Origin of the sequence: Actinoallomurus vinaceus (genome assembly GCF_039542055.1) — a bacterium.
In the GTDB taxonomy this organism is placed as follows: domain Bacteria; phylum Actinomycetota; class Actinomycetes; order Streptosporangiales; family Streptosporangiaceae; genus Actinoallomurus; species Actinoallomurus vinaceus.
On sequence record NZ_BAABHK010000003.1, the window covers coordinates 635,312 to 654,026 of the forward strand.

At 70.1% G+C, this 18,715-nt stretch carries 19 protein-coding genes; 7 read left to right on the top strand and 12 right to left on the bottom strand.

All coding sequences use genetic code 11. The features are described 5' to 3' along the window. Positions 1 to 33 precede the first annotated feature (33 nt). The gene (locus tag ABEA24_RS13935; RefSeq protein ID WP_345431188.1) at positions 34 to 1,167 is read left to right on the top strand and encodes an epoxide hydrolase family protein; all 1,134 of its coding nucleotides are present in this window, start codon (positions 34 to 36) and stop codon (positions 1,165 to 1,167) included. Here ABEA24_RS13935 and ABEA24_RS13940 read toward each other — a convergent pair. Beyond that, positions 1,150 to 2,427, bottom strand: coding sequence for an RNA-guided endonuclease InsQ/TnpB family protein (locus tag ABEA24_RS13940; protein ID WP_345431189.1), 1,278 nt, complete (start codon positions 2,425 to 2,427; stop codon positions 1,150 to 1,152). The genes ABEA24_RS13935 and ABEA24_RS13940 overlap by 18 nt on opposite strands. 11 nt (positions 2,428 to 2,438) lie before the next feature. Next, positions 2,439 to 2,603: a hypothetical protein gene (locus ABEA24_RS13945; protein WP_345431190.1), complete on the bottom strand. Its 165-nt coding sequence runs from the start codon at positions 2,601 to 2,603 to the stop codon at positions 2,439 to 2,441. Between ABEA24_RS13945 and ABEA24_RS53510 the strand changes: the two genes are divergently transcribed. After that, positions 2,545 to 2,724 carry a transposase gene (locus tag ABEA24_RS53510; protein ID WP_425551183.1) on the top strand — a complete coding sequence of 60 codons (180 nt, stop codon included), beginning with the start codon at positions 2,545 to 2,547 and terminating at the stop codon, positions 2,722 to 2,724. The two genes, ABEA24_RS13945 and ABEA24_RS53510, sit on opposite strands and share 59 nt — an antisense overlap. Before the next feature lie 160 nt (positions 2,725 to 2,884). On the opposite strand, the gene ABEA24_RS13950 is transcribed toward ABEA24_RS53510, so the two are convergent. From ABEA24_RS13950 to ABEA24_RS13960, 3 genes are read right to left on the bottom strand one after another with little or no spacing between them, the layout of a single operon-like run. Continuing rightward, a complete protein-coding gene (locus ABEA24_RS13950; RefSeq protein WP_345431191.1) occupies positions 2,885 to 3,814 on the bottom strand; it encodes an RluA family pseudouridine synthase in 930 nt (309 codons plus the stop codon). After that, a complete protein-coding gene (lspA, locus tag ABEA24_RS13955) occupies positions 3,814 to 4,644 on the bottom strand; it encodes a signal peptidase II (protein ID WP_345431192.1) in 831 nt (276 codons plus the stop codon). The genes ABEA24_RS13950 and lspA overlap by 1 nt, the downstream gene beginning before the upstream one ends. 8 nt (positions 4,645 to 4,652) lie before the next feature. After that, on the bottom strand, positions 4,653 to 5,162 hold the full coding sequence (locus tag ABEA24_RS13960; protein ID WP_425551184.1) for a TraR/DksA family transcriptional regulator: 510 nt from the start codon (positions 5,160 to 5,162) through the stop codon (positions 4,653 to 4,655). A 513-nt stretch (positions 5,163 to 5,675) separates the two neighbouring features. Here ABEA24_RS13960 and ileS point away from each other — a divergent pair. Further along, positions 5,676 to 8,867 carry an isoleucine--tRNA ligase gene (gene ileS / locus ABEA24_RS13965; protein WP_345431193.1) on the top strand — a complete coding sequence of 1,064 codons (3,192 nt, stop codon included), beginning with the start codon at positions 5,676 to 5,678 and terminating at the stop codon, positions 8,865 to 8,867. A 138-nt stretch (positions 8,868 to 9,005) separates the two neighbouring features. Here ileS and ABEA24_RS13970 read toward each other — a convergent pair whose 3' ends face one another. Beyond that, positions 9,006 to 9,407, bottom strand: coding sequence for a hypothetical protein (locus ABEA24_RS13970; protein WP_345431194.1), 402 nt, complete (start codon positions 9,405 to 9,407; stop codon positions 9,006 to 9,008). A gap of 261 nt (positions 9,408 to 9,668) precedes the next feature. Here ABEA24_RS13970 and ABEA24_RS13975 point away from each other — a divergent pair, with 261 nt between their 5' ends. Continuing rightward, positions 9,669 to 11,087 carry an Ig-like domain-containing protein gene (locus ABEA24_RS13975; protein WP_345431195.1) on the top strand — a complete coding sequence of 473 codons (1,419 nt, stop codon included), beginning with the start codon at positions 9,669 to 9,671 and terminating at the stop codon, positions 11,085 to 11,087. A 229-nt stretch (positions 11,088 to 11,316) separates the two neighbouring features. Then, entirely contained in the window at positions 11,317 to 11,883 is a 567-nt protein-coding gene (locus ABEA24_RS13980) for a PadR family transcriptional regulator (RefSeq protein ID WP_345431196.1), read from the top strand. A 129-nt stretch (positions 11,884 to 12,012) separates the two neighbouring features. On the opposite strand, the gene ABEA24_RS13985 is transcribed toward ABEA24_RS13980, so the two are convergent. Continuing rightward, positions 12,013 to 13,179, bottom strand: a complete 1,167-nt coding sequence (locus tag ABEA24_RS13985; RefSeq protein WP_345431197.1) for an RNA-guided endonuclease InsQ/TnpB family protein — start codon at positions 13,177 to 13,179, stop codon at positions 12,013 to 12,015. Between the two features lie 77 nt (positions 13,180 to 13,256). Here ABEA24_RS13985 and ABEA24_RS13990 point away from each other — a divergent pair, with 77 nt between their 5' ends. Together ABEA24_RS13990 and ABEA24_RS13995 are read left to right on the top strand one after the other, a co-directional pair. Then, on the top strand, positions 13,257 to 13,397 hold the full coding sequence (locus ABEA24_RS13990; protein WP_345431198.1) for a hypothetical protein: 141 nt from the start codon (positions 13,257 to 13,259) through the stop codon (positions 13,395 to 13,397). A gap of 174 nt (positions 13,398 to 13,571) precedes the next feature. Beyond that, entirely contained in the window at positions 13,572 to 14,279 is a 708-nt protein-coding gene (locus ABEA24_RS13995) for a DUF1707 SHOCT-like domain-containing protein (RefSeq protein ID WP_425551190.1), read from the top strand. A gap of 74 nt (positions 14,280 to 14,353) precedes the next feature. On the opposite strand, the gene ABEA24_RS14000 is transcribed toward ABEA24_RS13995, so the two are convergent. The 5 genes from ABEA24_RS14000 to ABEA24_RS14020 form a co-directional block, all read right to left on the bottom strand. Further along, positions 14,354 to 16,003 (bottom strand): midas domain-containing protein, encoded by a 1,650-nt coding sequence (locus ABEA24_RS14000; protein WP_345431200.1) that lies wholly within the window; start codon positions 16,001 to 16,003, stop codon positions 14,354 to 14,356. Positions 16,004 to 16,097: 94 nt separating this feature from the next. Further along, positions 16,098 to 17,042, bottom strand: coding sequence for a DivIVA domain-containing protein (locus ABEA24_RS14005; RefSeq protein ID WP_345431201.1), 945 nt, complete (start codon positions 17,040 to 17,042; stop codon positions 16,098 to 16,100). Positions 17,043 to 17,092: 50 nt separating this feature from the next. Continuing rightward, complete coding sequence (locus tag ABEA24_RS14010) at positions 17,093 to 17,374, bottom strand: YggT family protein (RefSeq protein ID WP_345431448.1); 282 nt, start codon at positions 17,372 to 17,374, stop codon at positions 17,093 to 17,095. Positions 17,375 to 17,395: 21 nt separating this feature from the next. Further along, on the bottom strand, positions 17,396 to 17,914 hold the full coding sequence (locus ABEA24_RS14015; protein WP_345431202.1) for a cell division protein SepF: 519 nt from the start codon (positions 17,912 to 17,914) through the stop codon (positions 17,396 to 17,398). A gap of 100 nt (positions 17,915 to 18,014) precedes the next feature. Next, entirely contained in the window at positions 18,015 to 18,713 is a 699-nt protein-coding gene (locus ABEA24_RS14020; protein ID WP_345431203.1) for a YggS family pyridoxal phosphate-dependent enzyme, read from the bottom strand. Positions 18,714 to 18,715 lie beyond the last annotated feature (2 nt).

An 18,715-nucleotide genomic window follows, 5' to 3' on the forward strand; every position in this document is an offset into this window, starting at 1 on the left:
CTCCGACGCACCATCAAGAAAGGCCTGAGAACCATGTCCGACGTCCACCCGTTCCGGATCGACATTCCGCAGGAGAAACTGGACGACCTGCGGCGGCGGCTGGCGGAGACACGCTGGCCGGACGCCTCGCCCGCCGGGGACTGGAGCCGAGGCGTGCCCGCGGCCTATCTGAAGGACCTGGCGGGCTACTGGGCCAACGGTTACGACTGGCGCGCGAACGAGGCCGCGCTGAACGAGTACCCGCAGTACACCACCGTGATCGACGGCGCCGTGATCCACTTCCTGCACGTCCGCTCCGCCGACCCGGACGCCATGCCGCTCCTGCTGCTGCACTGCTGGCCGGGCTCGGTGGTGGAGTTCGCAGACGTCATCGACCTGCTCACCGACCGGTTCCACCTGGTCGTCCCCTCGCTGCCCGGGTTCGCGTTCTCCAGCCCGCTCACCGAGGCCGGCTGGACCGACGGGCGCGCCGCGGCCGCGTTCGCGCGGCTCATGGAACGGCTGGGGTACAAGCGCTACGGCGTGCAGGGCGGCGACGTCGGCGCCCTGATCGCACCGCTGGTGGGGCGGGCCAAGCCCGAGCGGGTGATCGGGGTGCACCTGAACGCGATGTTCGCGCTCCCCACCGGCGACCCGGACGACATGGCGAGCCTCACCGAGGCCGAGCGGGAACGCCTGGCGGCGATGAAGCGGTTCCAGGACAAGGGCGCCGCGTACATGCAGGTGCAGGGCAGCCGTCCGGACACTCTCGCCTACGCGCTGACCGACTCCCCCGTCGGGCAGCTGGCGTGGATCGTGGAGAAGTTCCAGGAGTGGAGCGATCCGGCGGCCAAGCTCCCCGAGGACGCCGTCGGCCGGGACCGGCTGCTGACCAACGTGATGCTGTACTGGCTGACGGGGACGGCACGCTCAACGGCCAACTCCTACTACGAGCGCTTCCACGACCACACCATGTGGGCGCCCAAGCCGCGCGGCACCGTCCCCACCGGGGTCGCCGTCTTCGTCACCGACTACGCCATCCGAGTCTTCGCCGACAAGGCCCACAACATCGTGCACTGGTCGGAGTTCGAGCGTGGTGGCCACTTCGCAGCCATGGAGGCGCCCGACCTGCTCGCCGGAGACGTCCGGGCGTTCTTCGCCGGCCTCTCGTCAGCTTCTCGGCCGTGAACGGCCGAGCTTGGGGCTCGGGTGTTCACGCCTTGTTGCGCTCCCCGTCGCGGCTGGCTGTCGTGCCGGGGTCGCATCTCCTTTGCCCCTGGTTTCAGGGTTGGGGACGGGCATGCTGACGAATGCCCACGCCACGCACGCCCGTTTGCGGATGTTGGTGGCGGCGATGACGTCGGCGGGGCCAGCGAACCCGCACCGACGGCAATGGAAGGTGTCCCGGTCGGGCCGGTTGGCCCGCTTGGTGTGCCCGCACCAGGGCACGGGACACCGCTGGGAGGTGTAGGCCGGGTCCACTTCCAAGAACGGCACCCCGGCCCGCAGCGCCTTGTACTGGAGGAACTCACCGAGCTGGTGGAACGGCCAGGTAGAGAGTGTGGCCCGCTGGTGCCGCCTGAGCCGTACCCGATCGCGTATCCCACTCAGTTCTTCGAGTGCGATACCGCGTCCGGTGCGTCGGGCATCGGCCACAATCTGCTTACTGATCTTGTGGTTCTCATTCGAGGCGTGCCGCGCCTCCCGCGCCGACCGGCGGGCCAGGCGGCGGGCGGCTGAGCGGCTGCCTGCGGCTTTCTTGGCCTGCAGTTCGGCGCGCAGCCGGGCTTGGCGCCGGCGATAGCGCTGCAGGCCCGTGCCCTGGTGGTTGTCGCCGTCGGAGGTGGTGGCCAGGTTCACGCTCCCCCGATCCACCCCGATCCAATCGGTCGGCTCAAACTGCGGGGCCTCCTCGACCTCACAGGTCGCGTTCAGGAAGAACATCCCGTCGCGGTGTACGAGGTCGGTTTCGCCCTTGCGGCGGTCCGCCAGGAATTTGAGCTGCCCGGGCTCGCCGGTGAACGCGATGCCCTGGACCCGGCCCTGGGCGGTCCAGATCGAGATGGTCCGGGCGTCCATCTGCCACGACAAGCACCGGTCATCGAACGGCTGAGCCGCATCGGCCCGGAAGGCGATGGGCTTGGACTCGGCTTTGCGGCGCCGGTGCGAATGCTCACCGCCCAGCAGGCCCGCTTCGATGTGGGCGTGCAGGGTGGTGTAGGCGTCGGCGACTTTACGGATCACATGCAGCGCGGGCTGCGCCGACAGCCCCCGCGCCTTCAGATCCGCATAGACGAGCTTTTGCAGCTTGTGCCGGGCGAACACGCCCTTCTCAAACGCGAGCGCCGACACCTCGTTGGCCGCGGCGTTGCACAGGGGCAGGGTCACCGCGAGCGCCGCCGCCTGCACGGGCGTCGGCACCAGCTTCACCTGCACCACCAGCTTCACGGAAAGTGACCCTACAAGTGCGCGCCGACATCGACGTCGAACTCCGCGAATTCAGCGGCGAAACCGACCACGTCCACCTGCCCCTGCACTACCCCACCCAAGATCGCCCTGTCCCGCTTGGTCAACAGTCCCAGAGGGGTCTCCGCTGCCATCTCAGGCAGGAATACCGCGCCCACCTGTCGAAGCACCTGGTGGGGCGGTCACCTGTGGTCCCCGTCCTACTTCGCCGCCTCCTGCGGCGGCACACCCCTGGCGATCATCACCGGATACATCGAGAACCAGAAACGACCCGACTAACCAACCAACCGCCCAGGCGGCGCTAACGCGCCGCGTGCAACAGAAGCGATTCCTCCCGGCCCTGAAGGACCGGGATTCCTCACTAGAAGCCGGTTGAAAGGCCACCCGTGAGAACGCCCACCACTGGCGGCACCTCCACGGGGTCCGCGCAGCGATGGGATCAGGACTCGCCGGCGACGATCTCCAGGGCGTGCGCCAGGTCGTCCGGGTAGGGGCTCTCGAACTCCACCCAGTGCCCCTGCGTCGGGTGCTCGAACCCGAGGCGTACGGCGTGCAGCCACTGCCGGGTCAGCCCGAGCCGGGCGGACAGGGTTGGGTCGGCGCCGTAGAGGAAGTCCCCGACGCACGGGTGGCGGACCGCCGACATGTGCACGCGGATCTGGTGGGTGCGCCCGGTCTCCAGCTTGATGTCGAGCAGGCTGGCCGCCCGGAACGCCTCGAGCGTGTCGTAGTGCGTGACGGACGGACGGCCTCCGGCCACCACGGCCCACCGGCCGTCGCCGGACGGGTGCCGGTCGATCGGCGCGTCGATGGTGCCGCGCAGCGGGTCCGGGTGGCCCTGGACGAGGGCGTGGTAGCGCTTGTCGACGGTCCGGTCCTTGAACGCCCGCTTCAGCCGGGAGTAGGCGACCTCGCTCTTGGCGACCACCATCGCCCCGGTGGTGTTCGCGTCGAGGCGGTGCACGATGCCCTGGCGCTCCGCGGCGCCGCTGGTGGCGATCGTGTGCCCGGCGCCGAGAAGACCGCCGAGCACGGTCGGGCCCGTCCAGCCGGTCGTGGGGTGGGCGGCGACGCCGATCGGCTTGTTGACGACGACGATGTCGTCGTCCTCGTACAGGATGGTCATGCCGGGGACCGGCTCCGGCTTCGGCGCCGGCGCGGCCGGCGGCGCGGGCAGGGTCACCTCGAGCCAGGTGCCCGCCTGCATGCGGTCGGATTTGGCGGCGGTATGCCCGTCGACGAGGACGTCACCGGCCGCGATGACCTCGGCGGCGCGGCTGCGCGACAGTCCGAAGAGCCGGGCCAGGGCCGCGTCGAGGCGCTCTCCCTCCAGGCCGTCGGGCACGGGGAGGCTGCGGTGTTCGCTCATCAGTGCTTCGCGTCCCGGACGGAGGTCTGGTCGGCCGTGTGGCCGGCGTCCTTCGGCGCGCCGCCCTCGCCCTCGGCCGAGGCGTCGCCGGGAGCGATGGCGGTGTCGCCTTCGGCGTCCGGGCGACCGCGGTCCGTCCCGTCGTCGCCGCCGGAGCGGGCCGCGCCGGGGTCGCCCTCCTCGTTCGGTCCGCGCGTGGCCTTCGTCGCGCCGGAGGCGCGCTCGGCGGGCGCGTCCGGCTTCGTCGAGGCGTCGGCCTCGCCGGTCCCGGCGTCGTTCCCGGCCGGGTCGTCCTTCGCCCGCTCGCCCTTCTTCGCGTCGTCGCGGTAGACGGTGCCGTCCACCTGAAGCCCGCGCGAGGCCAGCACCACGGCCAGGGCCCCGCCGCAGACGATCGCCGAGTCGGCGAGGTTGAACACGGGCCAGTGCGGCAGCTCGATCCAGTCGACGACATGCCCGCGCAGCGGGCCCGGGGACCGCAGCAGGCGGTCGGCCAGATTGCCCAGCGCCCCGCCGAGCAGGAGGCCGAGGGTGATGGCCCATGGCAGGCTGCGCAGCCGCCGGGCGTACCGCAGGATCGCCACGACGACGCCGGTGGCGATCACGGTGAAGACGTAGGTCATGCCGATGCCGATGTTGAAGGCGGCACCGCTGTTACGGAGCACCCGCAACGTCAGCAGCCCGTTGATCAGCTCGACGGGCGGGCGGTCCTGCAGCGTCGCCACGACGATGACCTTGCTGATCGCGTCGGCGGCGAGGGCGGCCGCCGCGACGGCGACGAGCACGCCGATGCGCCGCGGCCGCTCGGCGGCTTCCTGCTCTGGGTTCATGGCGTCGCTCAGCGACGCTCCTCGCGCTGTTTGCATCTCACACATAGGGTCGCACGCGGAAACGCCTGCAGGCGCGCCTTGCCGATCGCCTGACCGCACGACTCGCACACCCCGTAGGTGCCCTGATCGATCCGGACGACCGCGCGTTCGTTCTGGGCGAGCAGGTCACGCGCGTTGTAGGTCAGCGCCATGGCCTGCTCACGCTCGAACGTCTTGGCGCCGGCGTCGGCCTGATCGTCGCCGGCCCCCTCGGCGGCGTCGTTGATGCGCTCGGCGATCTGCGACTCGGCCGTCGCGATCTCCGCGGTCAGCTCCCGCATCTCCGCCTGCAACCGGTCACTGACCTCGGACAGCTCGGCGCTGGTCCACAGGTCCTCCCCCTCGCGGACCGGAAGCCGTTGCGCGGTGGCCGTGGAGACCTGCTGAGCCTTGGCCGACCGGTGACGCGGCCCGGTGCGCGACGTACGGGGTGCCTCGGCTGTGCGATGCTTATCTCCCGCACCAGTGGTACCGTCCATGTGGGCCCCCTCGCGCTGATCATGTATTTCGGCAGTGCGGGCAGCATAGGTCGCGGTTCGCCAGACGGCAAATGACCAGCGGTTGTCACACTCCGCATATCGCCCATTACGCCAACAGAAGGTCGACTTCCCCTGGCGTGTCATTGCCCGCTCTTGACCCACGCGGCCGGTCCGAAACCCCCTCCTGCCCGCCTCCGCTCCGTTAACGGGAAGAAGTCACGTGCCCTGGTGCGTTATCGTCGCTATCGGCAAGGCGTTGATGGGGACACCTGCCGCCGTACGCAGCCTTGAGCGACCCGGAGACGGTGTGAGTCCGGGGGCGTGCCCGGCGGTCTGATCACCCCTGAGCCGTCGGCAGAACGGCCAGCAGGCCCAGTAGACCCGGCAGCCGACCGCAATGAGCGGGTCGTTCCTTCTTCCGGGAGCGGCCAAGGAGGGTGGTACCGCGGGGCTTCGCCGCCTCGTCCCTCCGGTTTCCACGTACAAGTTCGTGATGCCGGAGGTGCACCCGAAATGCCCGACGAGCCGCAGGCCACGCCCGAGACGGGGCGCGGCAGGCTGCGTACCCTCCCCGCGCAGGTCGACCTTCCCGCGCTGGAGCGGGACGTCCTGGCCCGCTGGCGGCAGGGCAAGGTCTTCCAGCGGTCCCTCGACCAGACCGATGCCGGGCCGCAGTGGGTCTTCTACGAAGGACCGCCGACCGCCAACGGCATGCCCGGCGTGCACCACGTCGAGGCCCGCGTGTTCAAGGACCTGTTCCCGCGTTTCAAGACGATGAAGGGCTACAGCGTCCGCCGCAAGGCCGGGTGGGACTGTCACGGCCTGCCCGTCGAGGTGGCCGTGGAGAAAGAGCTCGGCATCTCCGGCAAGCGCGAGATCGAGTCGTACGGCGTCGCGGAGTTCAACGCGCGCTGCCGCGAGTCGGTGCTGCGCCACGTCGACGCCTTCGAGGCGATGACCGAGCGCATGGGCTACTGGGTGGACCTCGCGCAGGCCTACCGCACGATGGACCCCGACTACGTCGAGGCCGTCTGGTGGTCCCTCAAGACGATCTTCGACAAGGGCCTGCTGGTCCGCGACCACCGCATCAGCCCGTACTGCCCGCGCTGCGGCACGCCCCTGTCCGACCACGAGCTCGGCCAGCCGGGCGGCTACGAGACCGTCGTCGATCCCTCGGTGACCGTCCGGTTCCCGATCGCCGACGGCCCGCTCGAAGGCACCGACCTCCTGGTCTGGACGACCACGCCCTGGACGCTGGTGTCCAACACCGCGATCGCCGTCCACCCGGACGTGACGTACGTCGTCGCCGCCCGCTCCGGCGAGCCGGGCCGCGTGGTGGTGGCGGAACCGCTGTTCGCCCAGGTCCTCGGCGAGGGCTGGCACATCGTCTCCCGCGTCGCCGGCGCCGACCTCGTCGGCACGTCGTACCGGCGGCCGTTCGACCTCGTCGAGATCCCCGACGCGCACCGCGTGCTGGCCGCCGACTTCGTCACCACCGAGGACGGCACCGGCCTGGTCCACATGGCGCCCGCCTTCGGCGCCGACGACTTCGCGGCCACCCGGGCGGCCGGCATGCCCGTCGTGAACCCCATCAACCCGGATGGGAAGTTCGACCTGTCGGTGCCGCTCGTCGGCGGCGTGTTCTTCAAGGAGGCCGACGAGCGCCTCACCGAGAACCTGAAAGAGCGCGGGCTGCTGTTCCGCTCGGAACGGTACGAGCACAGCTACCCGCACTGCTGGCGGTGCCACACGCCACTGCTCTACTACGCGCTGCCCGCCTGGTACATCAAGACGACGGCCATCAAGGACCGGCTCCTGGAGGAGAACGAGCGCACCAACTGGTTCCCCGCCACGATCAAGGAGGGCCGGTACGGCGAGTGGCTGCGGGGCAACGTCGACTGGTCGCTGTCGCGCAGCCGCTACTGGGGCACGCCGCTGCCGCTCTGGCTGTGCGAGGACGAGCACCCCACCTGCGTCGGCTCTCTCAAGGAGCTCGGTGAGCTCGCCGGGCAGGACCTGAGCGCGCTCGACCCGCACCGCCCGTACGTCGACGACGTCGTCTTCGCCTGCCCGGACTGCGGCAAGGAGGCCCGCCGCGTCCCCGACGTGATCGACGCCTGGTACGACTCCGGCTCCATGCCGTTCGCCCAGTGGGGCGCGCCGCACCGGCAGAACGAGACGTTCGAGGCGTCCTACCCGGCGCAGTACATCTGCGAGGCCATCGACCAGACCCGCGGCTGGTTCTACTCGCTGATGGCCGTGGGCACGCTCGTCTTCGACCGCTCGTCGTACGAGAACGTCGTCTGCCTCGGCCACATCCTCGCCGAGGACGGCCGGAAGATGAGCAAGCACCTCGGCAACGTCCTCGAGCCGATCCCGCTCATGGACAAGCACGGCGCCGACGCCCTGCGCTGGTACATGGCCGCGGCCGGCCAGCCGTGGGCCGCCCGCCGCGTGGGCGACGTCGCGCTCGAGGAGATCGTCCGCAAAATCCTCCTGACCTACTGGAACACCGCGTCGTTCTTCGCGCTGTACGCCAACGCGTCGGGCTGGACGCCGGACGCGCCCGCCCCCGCGTACGCCGACCGGCCGCTGCTCGACCGCTGGGTGCTGGCCGAGCTGCACCGTACGGTCCGCGAGGTCGACACCGCACTCGAGGGCTTCGACACGGCCGCCGCAGGCCGCCGCCTCGCGGAGTTCATCGACGACCTGTCCAACTGGTACGTCCGCCGCTCCCGCCGCCGCTTCTGGGAGGGGCCCGAGGCGTCCGGCGACGGCGAGAACGCCGCGGCCTTCGCCACCCTGTACGAGTGCCTGGAGACGCTGACGCGGCTCATGGCGCCGATCGCCCCGTTCGTCACCGACTACGTCTGGGACGTCCTGCGGCACGACGGCGACCCGGACTCGGTGCACCTGGCGACCTGGCCGGAGGTGAACGAGGCGCTCCTCGACGCCGAGCTGTCCGACCGGATGGCGCTCGTCCGGCGGCTCGTGGAGCTGGGCCGGTCCGCCCGGGCAGCGTCGGGCGTCCGCACCCGCCAGCCGCTCGGCCGGGCGCTGGTCGGCGCCGCGGGCTGGGCGTCGCTCCCCGACGAGCTGCGCGCGCAGATCGCCGACGAGCTGAACGTCCAGGGCTTCGACACGCTCGCCTCGATCGGCGGCGAGCTCGTCGAGTACCAGGTCAAACCCAACTTCCGCGAGCTGGGCAAGCGCTTCGGCAAGCAGACCCCGAAGGTCGCGGCGGCCGTCACCTCCGCCGAGCCGGCCGGGCTCGTGCACGCCCTGCGCGACGCCGGCTCGGTCACCGTCGAGGCCGACGAGGTCGGCAAGGTGGACCTGGCGCCGGACGACGTGATCGTCACCGAGCGGCCGCGCAGCGGCTGGGCGGTGGAGAGCGCCGCCGGGGAGACGGTGGCGCTGGACCTGACCGTCACGCCGGAGCTGCGACGCGCCGGGCTCGTCCGCGAGGTGATCCGCCTGGTCCAGGAGGCCCGCAAGAACACCGGCCTCGACATCAGCGACCGGATCGACCTGTGGTGGCGCACCAGCGACGCCGAACTCGCGACGGCGCTGCGCGAGCACGGCGACGAGGTGGCCGGCGAGGTGCTCGCGAGCACCTGGCAGGACGGCGAGCCGGACGCGGACCTGACCCCCGTCCAAGACGAGGAACTGCGCCTCACCTTCTGGCTGCGCCGCTCCGCCTGACCCGCCGCGGGCATCGGCGACCGGCCGGGCAGGCCCGGCGACGTCGACCAGGCGAGCGAGGCCCTCACCGTTAGGCGGTGAGGGCCTCGCAGGAGTGTGCGGCCGGTACCCGGTCCGCCGTAGGTCGGAGTGGTGGGGTCAGTCGACGACGACGTGGAACGGGGCGCTTCGGAATCCGCCGGAGGTCTTGCCGGTCAGGACGCGGAACGTTCTGGTCGCGTCGCCGCATCCGGTGTTGTCGCTGACGAGGACGATGGTGTCCCAGGGAGCGCCTCCGCGCGCCGTGGCGACGGGCACGGCCGTGGCGGCGTTGATGTGGTGGTCCAGGTCGATGCAGTAGTCGCCGGTGTGAATCTGGCGGACGTTGGTGATGCCGGTGGAGCGTACGACGGTGCCGTCGGCGTTGACGTAGGCGGCGGCGCGCGCACCGGGGGTGTGGGCGCCGCCGATGCCGGCCAGGGCGGGGACGGCGACCGACAGCGCGGCCCCGGTGACCAGTGCGGCGGCGGCAATGGCGGTGGTGGTGAGCTTCGCGGGCATACTCGTTCTCCTCGGTCGAGAGATGGGGTGGGAGCTCGATCGGGTGTTCATTGCAGAGAGTAGTCAATCGATTACTCTTTGTATCCATAGCGCGACGGTGACCTCGCTCTTACCGGCTCTCGGCAGCCTCGTCCGCCCTGGATGCGACACGGGGATCGCAGGATTATCACCTGACGTGATAACTCGAATACGCAGAGTAGCGTCCGCTGTGAAGTCGATCTACGAGGACATCCCTCACGACAGAGCGGGAGTTCAACACTGATGTCACAACGATCCAGATCCGCTCTCACCGCACCGGCCTGCGCCCTGTTGGCGCTGCTGGCCGCACTCGCGGTGCAGGTGGCGGCCGGTGCCGCTGCGCACGCCGGCCCCACCGCGCGGCGGGCCGCCACCGGGCCCTGTGTCCGGTACGGGCAGACGACCTACCCCGTCGAGTACTACTGGAAGAACGCGCTCGGCATGAGGCTGGGCAGCGGGTCGATCTCGGTGAACACCTCCCCGTCCCTGTGGGGCGGGCAGATCACCCCGGGCGGCACCTTCACCCTCACGCTGACGCACCGTACGGCCCAGTGGCCGCTCCTGGTCCGCAGCTACACCACGATGTGGGACGTGTCGTCCCTGCTGGCCAACGCCGACGTCATCGGCCGGTCGGGTACCGGCACCATCAACGGCAACACCCTGTCGATCCCCTCGGTGGGCAGCAAGACCGACCCGCCGTCGACGGTCATCACCTTCCGGGTTCGGCAGGGCACCATCGGGCGGAGCATGACGATCCGGCCGAGCGGGATCAGCAGCGTCATCGGCCTTCCGGGTCAGCTCGGCAACAACACACCCGCCCCACCGATTCAGATCGTGAACGGGCAGTCCATCTCGCCCACCAGGGCGGTCGATGACACCGCCACCACCCGGCAGGGCAACGCCGTCAGCGTGCCCGTCCTGGCCAACGACACCGCGAGCTCACCGACGATCAGCAACGTCACCACGCCCGGCCACGGCACCGCCACGATCTCCGGCGGCAACGTGATCTACACGCCCGCACCGGGCTTCGCCGGCACCGACACCTTCACCTACACCATCACCACCGCGTGCGGGACCAGCACCGCCACGGTCACCGTCACCGTCACCTGCCCGCCAGCGGTCAATCTGGTCAACGGCAGCTTCGAAACGCCGCCCGTGACCGCGGCGGCCGGCTGGGACCTCTTTCCCGACGCCTCCACCAATCCGAGCGTCGGCTGGCACACCACCGCTACCGACAAGAAGCTTGAGTTCTGGCGCAGCGGCACGGGCGGAGTCCCGGCAGCCGACGGGCAGCAGTTCGCCGAACTCAACGCCAACCAGGTCTCCACGCTCTACCAAGACGTGCCCACCGTTCCCGGAACGGTGATGACCTGGTCGCTGTATCACCGAGGCGTCCTGGGCACCGACGTCATGCAGGTGCTCATCGGCGCACCGGGCGCGCCCGTGGCGCAGATCCCTGCCGGGGCCTCCTCCCCGAACATCTCCGACGGCAACACCGCCTGGCGGCACTACACAGGGTCGTACGTCGTCCCTCCGGGACAGACCATCACCCGATTCGCCCTCCACTCGGTGTCGGCGGCGGGTGGTCGCCCGACGAGCGGCAACTTCGTGGACGGCGTGGTGTTCCAAACACCGCCCTGCCCGGTCACGACCAGACCGTGAAGTCGGGGCGCTGATTCACCCGTGATGGCACCGCGTGAAGCCTTGCCCCTCGCGGTGCCATGACGGGTCCTCGCCTGCCGCGATCGCCGCCGGGAGGCGAGGACCGCAACCCGCCCGCCGCCCAGGCCCCGTGGGAGCGCACAACACCAGCGCGTGGCCGTCTGCCGGTGGCGATAGTCACATAGTTGACTATTCGTGTATGTGAGTACATCACAGCTATGTTGAGGGCATGTCGTTGCGCAATGCCGTCCTGGCCGTGCTCCTGGATGGTGAGGCATCCGGGTACGACCTGGCCAAGACCTTCGATGCGTCGGTGGCCAACTTCTGGATGGCCACCCCCCAGCAGCTCTACCGAGAGCTGGACAAGATGGCGACCGATGGCCTGATCCAGGGCCGGGTCGTTCACCAGGAACGCCGTCCCGACAAACGACTGTTCTCTCTCACCGAGGCCGGCCGCCGCGCACTGCACGAGTTCACCGCCGCACCCCCGCGCCCCGGCGCGATCCGCGACGAACTCATGGTGCAGGTGCAGGCGGTCGACGCGGGTGACGCCGAAGCCGTAAAGAACGCCCTTCACGAACGCATGAGCTGGGCCGAAGCCAAGGTCGCCCGCTTCGAACGCCTCCGCGCGCGCCTCCTGGACGGCCGCACCGAGGAGGAGCACCTCGCGCAGGCCGAGCGCATCGGCCCGTATCTCACCCTGCTACGCGGCCTGGCGTTCGAACGCGAGAACGTCCGCTGGACCCGCCAGGCCTTGGCCATCCTCGATCAACGCACCGGAATCCCCACGGAGTAGCCATGCCCTACCAGCGCTATGTCGCGGTCGGCGACAGCCAGACCGAGGGAGTCAGCTTCTCGGTCCTGAAGGACCGAGCTTGCAGCTAGAGCCTCACTGGCTGTGAGGTGGTCTGCCGCGTCTTGGCCATCAGCTTCGTGGGCTGGTGGCCGGGACGTGTGACTTCCGCCCCGCATCCCACACGTTCTGGCCCCTTCGGGCCAGGACACGGGAAGCGTTCCGGTCCGCGTGCGCAACGACGCCGCAACCCCGGCAGATGAACAATGCTTGAGAGATCCGGTTGAGCCGATCGACATGCCCGCACTCGGCGCACTGCTGGGAAGAGTAGGCGGGGTCGACGAACACGACAGGAACACCGGCCCGGCGTGCCTTGTAGACGATGAATTCTCCAAGTTGGGCGAAGGCCCAGGAGTGGAGTGCGACCCGTTGGGGCTTGCGGAGCCGTACCCGTTCACGGATCCCTGTGAGTTCTTCCAGGCAGATTCCGCGTCCGGTGCGTTCAGCCTCGGTCACGATCGTCTTGGAAACACAATGGTTGATGTCTTTGGCCCGCCGCGATTCCTTCCGGCGCTGCTTGGCCAAGAGCCGTTTGGCGGACTTGGTGCCCTTCTTCTGCAGCTTCGCCCGCAGGGCGAGCTGCCGCCTGCGGTAACGGTTCAGCTTGCGCCCGGCGGCCCGGTAACCGGTGGAGGTCGTGGCGATGTTGACGATGCCCAGATCCACCCCGATGAAGCCGCCCGGCTCACGCGTCTCGGCTTCGGGCACCTCACACGTTGCGATCAGGTAGAACACTCCATCGCGTTCGACCAGATCACTCTCGCCCTTGCGGTGGGCGATCAGCTGCTTGAGCGCGTTCGGTGAGCAGGCGAAGCGCACGCCCTTCAACCGGCCCGCCATCGTCCAGATCGAAACGGTCTGGGCGTCGTACTGCCAGCTGAGACACCGATCGTCATACGGCTGGGCCGCCTGGGGCCGGAAGGCGATCGGCTTGGACTCGACCTTGATCCGCCGCTTGGAGCCCTTCTTGCCCAGGTTCCCCGCCCGCAGGTTGGCGTGCAGGCTGGTGTAGGCGTCCCGAACCTTCTTGATCACATGCTGCGCCACCTGCGCACCCAGACCACGCTCCCTCAGCTCGGCATAGGTGCGCTTACGCAGTTCGTACTCACGCGGCACCCCGCGCTCGAACGCCACACCAGACACCCAGCATGCGGCCTCGTTGACCGTGCGCAGAGTGTGCTTCAGCGCCGCCGCCTGTTCCGGCGTCGGCGTCAGCTTGACCTGCGTCACGACCTTCACGATGCGCGACCATACCATCGCTTTACGTCACCGCACTGGGAAATAGTTGGGCCGATCCCCTTCCACCGCTCCCGCCCATGCCGATCTGGCGACGCGCAGCGGTCGAGCTCACCTGGGTCGGCACCTTCCTGGGTCCGTGGATCCTCCGCCGCCTCGAAGGCCACTCCTCCGGCGACGGCCGCACCGCCAAGCGTCCCGAACTGCAGCCCGTCAACTGAGAGACACCCAGGCGCCGGCGTCGGCCCGGCAGGCGGATTCCTCCGGCTCACCGGGCCCCGTCGGCCGCTTCTGCGGGGGGGGTGACGTGTGGGCGGCTGGTCCCGGCCGGGCCGGTGCGGAATGATGCTGGCGTGGACCTTCCCGAGAAACCCGTTGAGGCCGACCCCGGGCGCATGCGTGCCTCGGACGCCGACCGGGACCGGATCGCCGACCAGTTGCGCGAGGCTCTCGCCGAGGGCCGTCTCACGCCCGAGGAGCACGCCGAGCGTCTCGACGCCGTGTACCAGGCGAAGACCTATGCCGAGCTGACGCCGATCGTGGCGGATCTCCCGGCGGCCGGAGGCGTCGCTCCCGCGGCCACGGTCCGCGACGACCTGCCGGCTCCGCAGGCGGGCTCCCCCAACATCGTGGCGATCTTCAGTGGCGCCGAGCGGAAAGGTCGCTGGCTGGTCGAGCCGCAGACCAATGTCGTCGCCGTGTTCGGCGGCGTCGAACTGGACCTCCGCCAGGCCGTGCTGGCCCAGCGCGAGGTCACCATCAACGTCTCGGCCATCCTCGGCGGCGTCTCGATCACCGTTCCGCCGGGCGTGCGGGTGCTCAGCTCCGTGGCCTCCATCCTCGGCGGCTGCCAACTGCCGTCCGATGAGACCGTCGGACCGGACGCCCCGGTCATCCGGCTGACGGGGATGGCGTTGCTCGGCGGGGTCGACGTCAAACGCGCGGCGTCGGGCGACAGTACGGGCAGCGCCAAAGCCGACCATCGTGACTTCCACACGCGCGAGCGTCACCTGCACCGGGAGTTCCGGGAGAAGCAGCGCGAGGTCCACCGCGAGTTCCGGGAGCAGCAGCGAGAACTCCGCCGCCAGCGGCGGTCCCGCTGAGGCCGTACGGTCCGTTCCGCACGTCCGGCCCCGCCTGAGCGGTCTCGGCACCGTCGTCGGGGCGGCCGACCGGGTCAGTCGTCGTCGGGCTGGCAGACCAGGCAGGGAGTGCAGCCGCGCTCCCGCGCCTCCTCCCGGGACAGGCTCTCCAGGTCTTCGGCGTCGTCGGCGATGTCCTCGATCAGCGCGCAGTCCGGCCGGTGGTAGCGCTTGGTGCCGCTCAGGATCCGCACGGTCGGGCCGGCCGTGGACTCCGTGTCATCGGCCTCGTCCACGGGCTCTGCGGGCTTCTCGTCGGCAGCCTCGGCGGAGGAGTCCGCCGGTGACTCGGCGGCATCGGCGGGCCCGTCGTCCGCGGCGTCGGTGGCGTCCTCCGGCTCGGTCGCGGCCTCGGTCTCGTCGTCCTCGGCACGCTCGTCCGACGGGGCCGTCTCGGGCTCGGATCCGGCCGTCGCAGTCTCGTCCGCCTCGGTGTCGGCAACCTCGGTGTCCGGAGCCTGGATGTCCCGCGCCTGGGCATCGGCGTCCGGCGCCTCGGTGTCCGGCGCCTCGGTGTCCGAAGGCGCGTCCTCGGATCGAGCGGCCTCGCGCTCGGAGTCGGCGGGCTCGGCGGTCTCACGCGGCGGCGCGTCGGCGTCCGCGGTGTCCGTCTCGTCGGTGGGGAGATCGTCCTGCGGCTCGGCCGCCTCGGGCTCGTCCTCGGCCGGGGCCGTACCGGACTCGGCGTCGTCCCGCTGACCGGCGTCCGGGGACGCCGTCTCGGCCTTCGCGGACTCGGCGGGCTCCGGCTCGGGCTCGGCGGCGACGGCCTCGTCGGCCTGCTCGTCCGTCGCGGCGGTGTCGCTCTCCGTGCGGTCCACGGGCTCGAACAGCGATCGGCTGCGCCGCCTCGACCGCTCGACGAGCGACTCGGGGGCATCCTCCGTGGGGACGGCGGAGGACTGCTCGGCCGGTTCGACGGTCGTGGACTCGGCGGCGTCGTGGGCATCGATCGCCGACGGCTCGGTCGCCGTGCTCTCGCCGGCCGTGGCCGTACTGGCCGTGCGGGCCTCGCGCTCCTCGGCGGATCGCCGCTCGGCGGCGGGCGCATCCCGCGTGACCGGGATGTCGGTCCGGGTCACCTCGACCGGATCGAGGGCCGCGCTCTGCGGCCTGGTGTCGGTCGCCGTGGCCGTACGCTCCTCCGCGGGCCGGTCGTCGGCCGGCTCGGTGTCGGTGAGGGCGGCACGCGCGGCGAGCGCGGTGTCGGGCAGGCACGCGGTGCAGGCGGTGAACCCTTCCTCGCGCGCCTCGACGAAGGTGAGCTCCTCCTTGTCGCGCCCCGCGAGCTGACGGCAGGTCTCCAGGTGGTACCTCTTGCGCCCCGGGACGACCCAGACGGTCGTCTCGGCGGGCACGTCGGCCGGGGACGCGGACGTCGCCGGTACGAGCGGCGCGTCCTCTCCCGCTCCGACTCGCGCCTTGGCCTTGACCGGCCTGGCGGTCGCCCGGCCGGCGGACGTCTTGGCGTTCGCCGGGGCCGCGGTGGTGCCGAACAGCTCCTTGCGGCGGAGGAACACGCCGACGGCGAGGAAGAGGGCGGAGACGATGCTGATCCCGATGGAGACGTAGATCAGCTTCAGCCCGTCAAGACCGAGAATCTCATGCCCGGTGTTGCCCGTGACGATGCCCGTCACAAGAAGAGCGATCGCCAGGACGACGAGCACGCCACTCAGGATGATCACACAGGTCTCCCTCTACCGACCGTCGTACCGGAGGTGCGCAGCAACGCTAGCGCAACTTCGGCCGGTTCGGCCGCCTCCAACCGGCTAGATTCACTCAGCGCCGGTCGTGCGGATTGTCGGCGGTGTGGAAGCTCCCGGTGGCTCCGTGCTGGGCGTGCTGCGGCTCACCCTGCGGCGGCTGCGGGAAGGGGTTGGCTCCCGTGTTGCCCGGCCCGACGTTCGGCTGTCCGTTGCGCGGCATCTCGGGGTGCGGCGGCGGAGGGGGTACGGCGGGCTGTGCCGGCTGCGGACCCGTGTTGCCCGGTCCGACGCCGAACGGCCCGGCGTGGCTGCCGGCCTCCAGCTCGCGCAGCTGACCCTCGAGATACGCCTTGAGACGGCTGCGGTACTCGCGCTCGAACGCGTTCAGGTCGTCGACCATGCGCTCGAGCTCCTCGCGCTGCTGGACGAGGGAGCCCATGGCCTGACGGTGGCGCTCCTGCGCGTCGCGCTCGAGCGACTCGGCGCGGGCGCGGGCCTCGCTGACGATCTGCTCCGACTGCCGGCGGGCCTTGCCGAGGATCTCCTCGGCCTCACGCCGGGCACGCCCCAACGTCTCGTCGGCCTCGCGGCGGGCGTCGGCGATCGCCTGGTCGGCGGTCTGCTGCGCCAGGGCGAGCACGCGCGCGGCCGTGTCCATGTTGTCCTCGCCGGGCGTGGCCATCGGCGGAGGCGGCGGCGGTGCCTGCTGCGGAGCGGGGGGCATGCCGAGACCGCCCATCATCGGCTCGGGCTCCGGCTTCGGCTCCGGCGGTTTGGGCGGCTCGGGCAGATGCGCTATCTCGGGCTTAGGCTCGACGATCGGAGCGGCCATCGCCGGCACCTTGCCGCGAAGGCACTCGGCCAGTTTGGCGCGCAGCTCCTCGTTCTCCTGTATGAGCCGGTCGAGCTCGGCCTCGACCTCGTCGAGGAACGCGTCGACCTCCTCTTCGTCGTAGCCCGGCCGAAGCCGGGTGGTACTGAACTGCTTGTTCCGCACATCCGCGGGTGTCAGCGGCATCTGGTCTCCTTGGCGCGCTTGGAGTCTGTCCCCGAACGGACGGTACCCGATCAGAGCGGCTGGACAATGATGATCAAGAACCAGACCACGAAGAAGAGAACCGTGAAGCTCAGGTCGAGTGCAACGTTACCCAGCCGGACGGACGGGATGAAACGGCGTAGGAGCTTGAGAGGTGGATCGGTGACGGTGTATGTGGCTTCCGCCAGCACCAACACCACCCCTCTGGGTCTCCATGACCGGGCGAACGCCTGGAGCGTCTCGAAGACCATCCTGCCGATGAGGAAGAGCAGGAAGAGGTACAGCGGGATGCTCAGGTAACTTCCAAGATTCACGAACACTCTCGCATGTGGCTGTCAGCTCTGATTGAAGAAACCGCGTTCTGCCATACGGGCCTTGTCCTCGGCGGTCACCTCGACGTTGGCTGGGGACAACAGGAACACCTTGTTCGTAACACGCTCGATGCTTCCGTGCAGGCCGAATATGAGACCAGCCGCGAAGTCGACAAGACGCTTGGCGTCGCTGTCGACCATCTCGGTGAGGTTCATGATCACCGGGGTGCCCTCCCGGAAGTGCTCTCCGATCGTGCGGGCCTCGTTGTAGGTCCTGGGATGAAGAGTAGTGATACGAGCGAGGTCGGATACCGTCGACTCCCCAACTGGGGGCCGGCGCTCCGGCCCGAACGGCTTCTGCTCCTCCTCGGCGGGCGCCTGAACTGCGGCAGGCTGGCCTGCGGAATCGTCGGATCCGCGTTCGGCTCGACGCCGGTCGACGGCTTCGTCGTCGTAGACGTCGTAATCGTCGTAATCGTCGTCGTAGCGGTCGTCCTCCACGAGGCCGAGGTAGACCGCCATCTTGCGCATCGCGCTGGCCATACGCCCCCTCCGTCGTCCGCCGACAGGAGATCCCTGCGGGAAGCTTCCGCTCGCTGATCGTTACGTTTGAACGCGGACGCCAAGGTCCACGGTGGGGACATTACCTGACGATTGCCCGTCGGCCTCCGAGCAACGCCGTACCGACTCGGACGTGTGTCGCACCACACGCGATCGCTTCTTCCATATCACCGCTCATTCCGGCAGAAATCATGTTCGCCCCCGGATAAGACTTCTGCACCGCGGCGGCGACGTCGGCCAGCCGGGCGAACGCCCGCGCCGGATCGCCGCCCAACGGCGCGACCGCCATGACGCCCCCGAGGCTGAGGCCGGGAGCCGAGGCGACCGCGTCGGCCAGATCCGGGACCGCGTCGGCGCGGATCCCGCCCCGGCCCTCGGCGTCGTCGAGCGCCACCTGGACGAGACACCGGACCGGCCGGCCGGCGCCGACCGCGGCGCGCGACAGCGCCGTCACGAGGCGCTCCCGGTCGACCGAGTGCACGACATCGGAGTACGACACCACCGAGCGGGCCTTGTTGGTCTGCACCTGACCGACGAAGTGCCAGGTCAACCGCAGGTCGCGGCATTCGTCCGCTTTGGCGGAGGCCTCCTGGTCGCGGTTCTCGGCGACGTCGGTGACGCCGAGTCCGGCCAGCAGGCGCACGTCCGAGGCAGGGAAGGTCTTCGTCACCGCGATGAGCGTGACCTCGTCGGCCGACCGGCCGGCAGCGGCGCACGCCTTGGCGACGCGTTCGCGGACCGCCGCGAGGTTCGCGGCCAGCTCGGCTTCGCGGCTCGGCATCA

Excerpts from the sequence above, each read along its gene's own strand:
- ABEA24_RS13970 (WP_345431194.1), bottom strand. The coding sequence starts at position 9,407 with ATGCCCGCGAAGCTCACCACCACCGCCATTGCCGCCGCCGCACTGGTC.
- lspA (WP_345431192.1), bottom strand. The coding sequence starts at position 4,644 with ATGAACCCAGAGCAGGAAGCCGCCGAGCGGCCGCGGCGCATCGGCGTG.
- ABEA24_RS14005 (WP_345431201.1), bottom strand. The coding sequence starts at position 17,042 with ATGCCGCTGACACCCGCGGATGTGCGGAACAAGCAGTTCAGTACCACC.
- ABEA24_RS13975 (WP_345431195.1), top strand. The coding sequence starts at position 9,669 with ATGTCACAACGATCCAGATCCGCTCTCACCGCACCGGCCTGCGCCCTG.
- ABEA24_RS13935 (WP_345431188.1), top strand. The coding sequence starts at position 34 with ATGTCCGACGTCCACCCGTTCCGGATCGACATTCCGCAGGAGAAACTG.
- ABEA24_RS14015 (WP_345431202.1), bottom strand. The coding sequence starts at position 17,914 with ATGGCCAGCGCGATGCGCAAGATGGCGGTCTACCTCGGCCTCGTGGAG.
- ABEA24_RS14020 (WP_345431203.1), bottom strand. The coding sequence starts at position 18,713 with ATGCCGAGCCGCGAAGCCGAGCTGGCCGCGAACCTCGCGGCGGTCCGC.
- ABEA24_RS13995 (WP_425551190.1), top strand. The coding sequence starts at position 13,572 with ATGCGTGCCTCGGACGCCGACCGGGACCGGATCGCCGACCAGTTGCGC.
- ABEA24_RS13980 (WP_345431196.1), top strand. The coding sequence starts at position 11,317 with ATGTCGTTGCGCAATGCCGTCCTGGCCGTGCTCCTGGATGGTGAGGCA.
- ABEA24_RS13950 (WP_345431191.1), bottom strand. The coding sequence starts at position 3,814 with ATGAGCGAACACCGCAGCCTCCCCGTGCCCGACGGCCTGGAGGGAGAG.
- ileS (WP_345431193.1), top strand. The coding sequence starts at position 5,676 with ATGCCCGACGAGCCGCAGGCCACGCCCGAGACGGGGCGCGGCAGGCTG.
- ABEA24_RS13990 (WP_345431198.1), top strand. The coding sequence starts at position 13,257 with ATGCCGATCTGGCGACGCGCAGCGGTCGAGCTCACCTGGGTCGGCACC.
- ABEA24_RS13960 (WP_425551184.1), bottom strand. The coding sequence starts at position 5,162 with ATGGACGGTACCACTGGTGCGGGAGATAAGCATCGCACAGCCGAGGCA.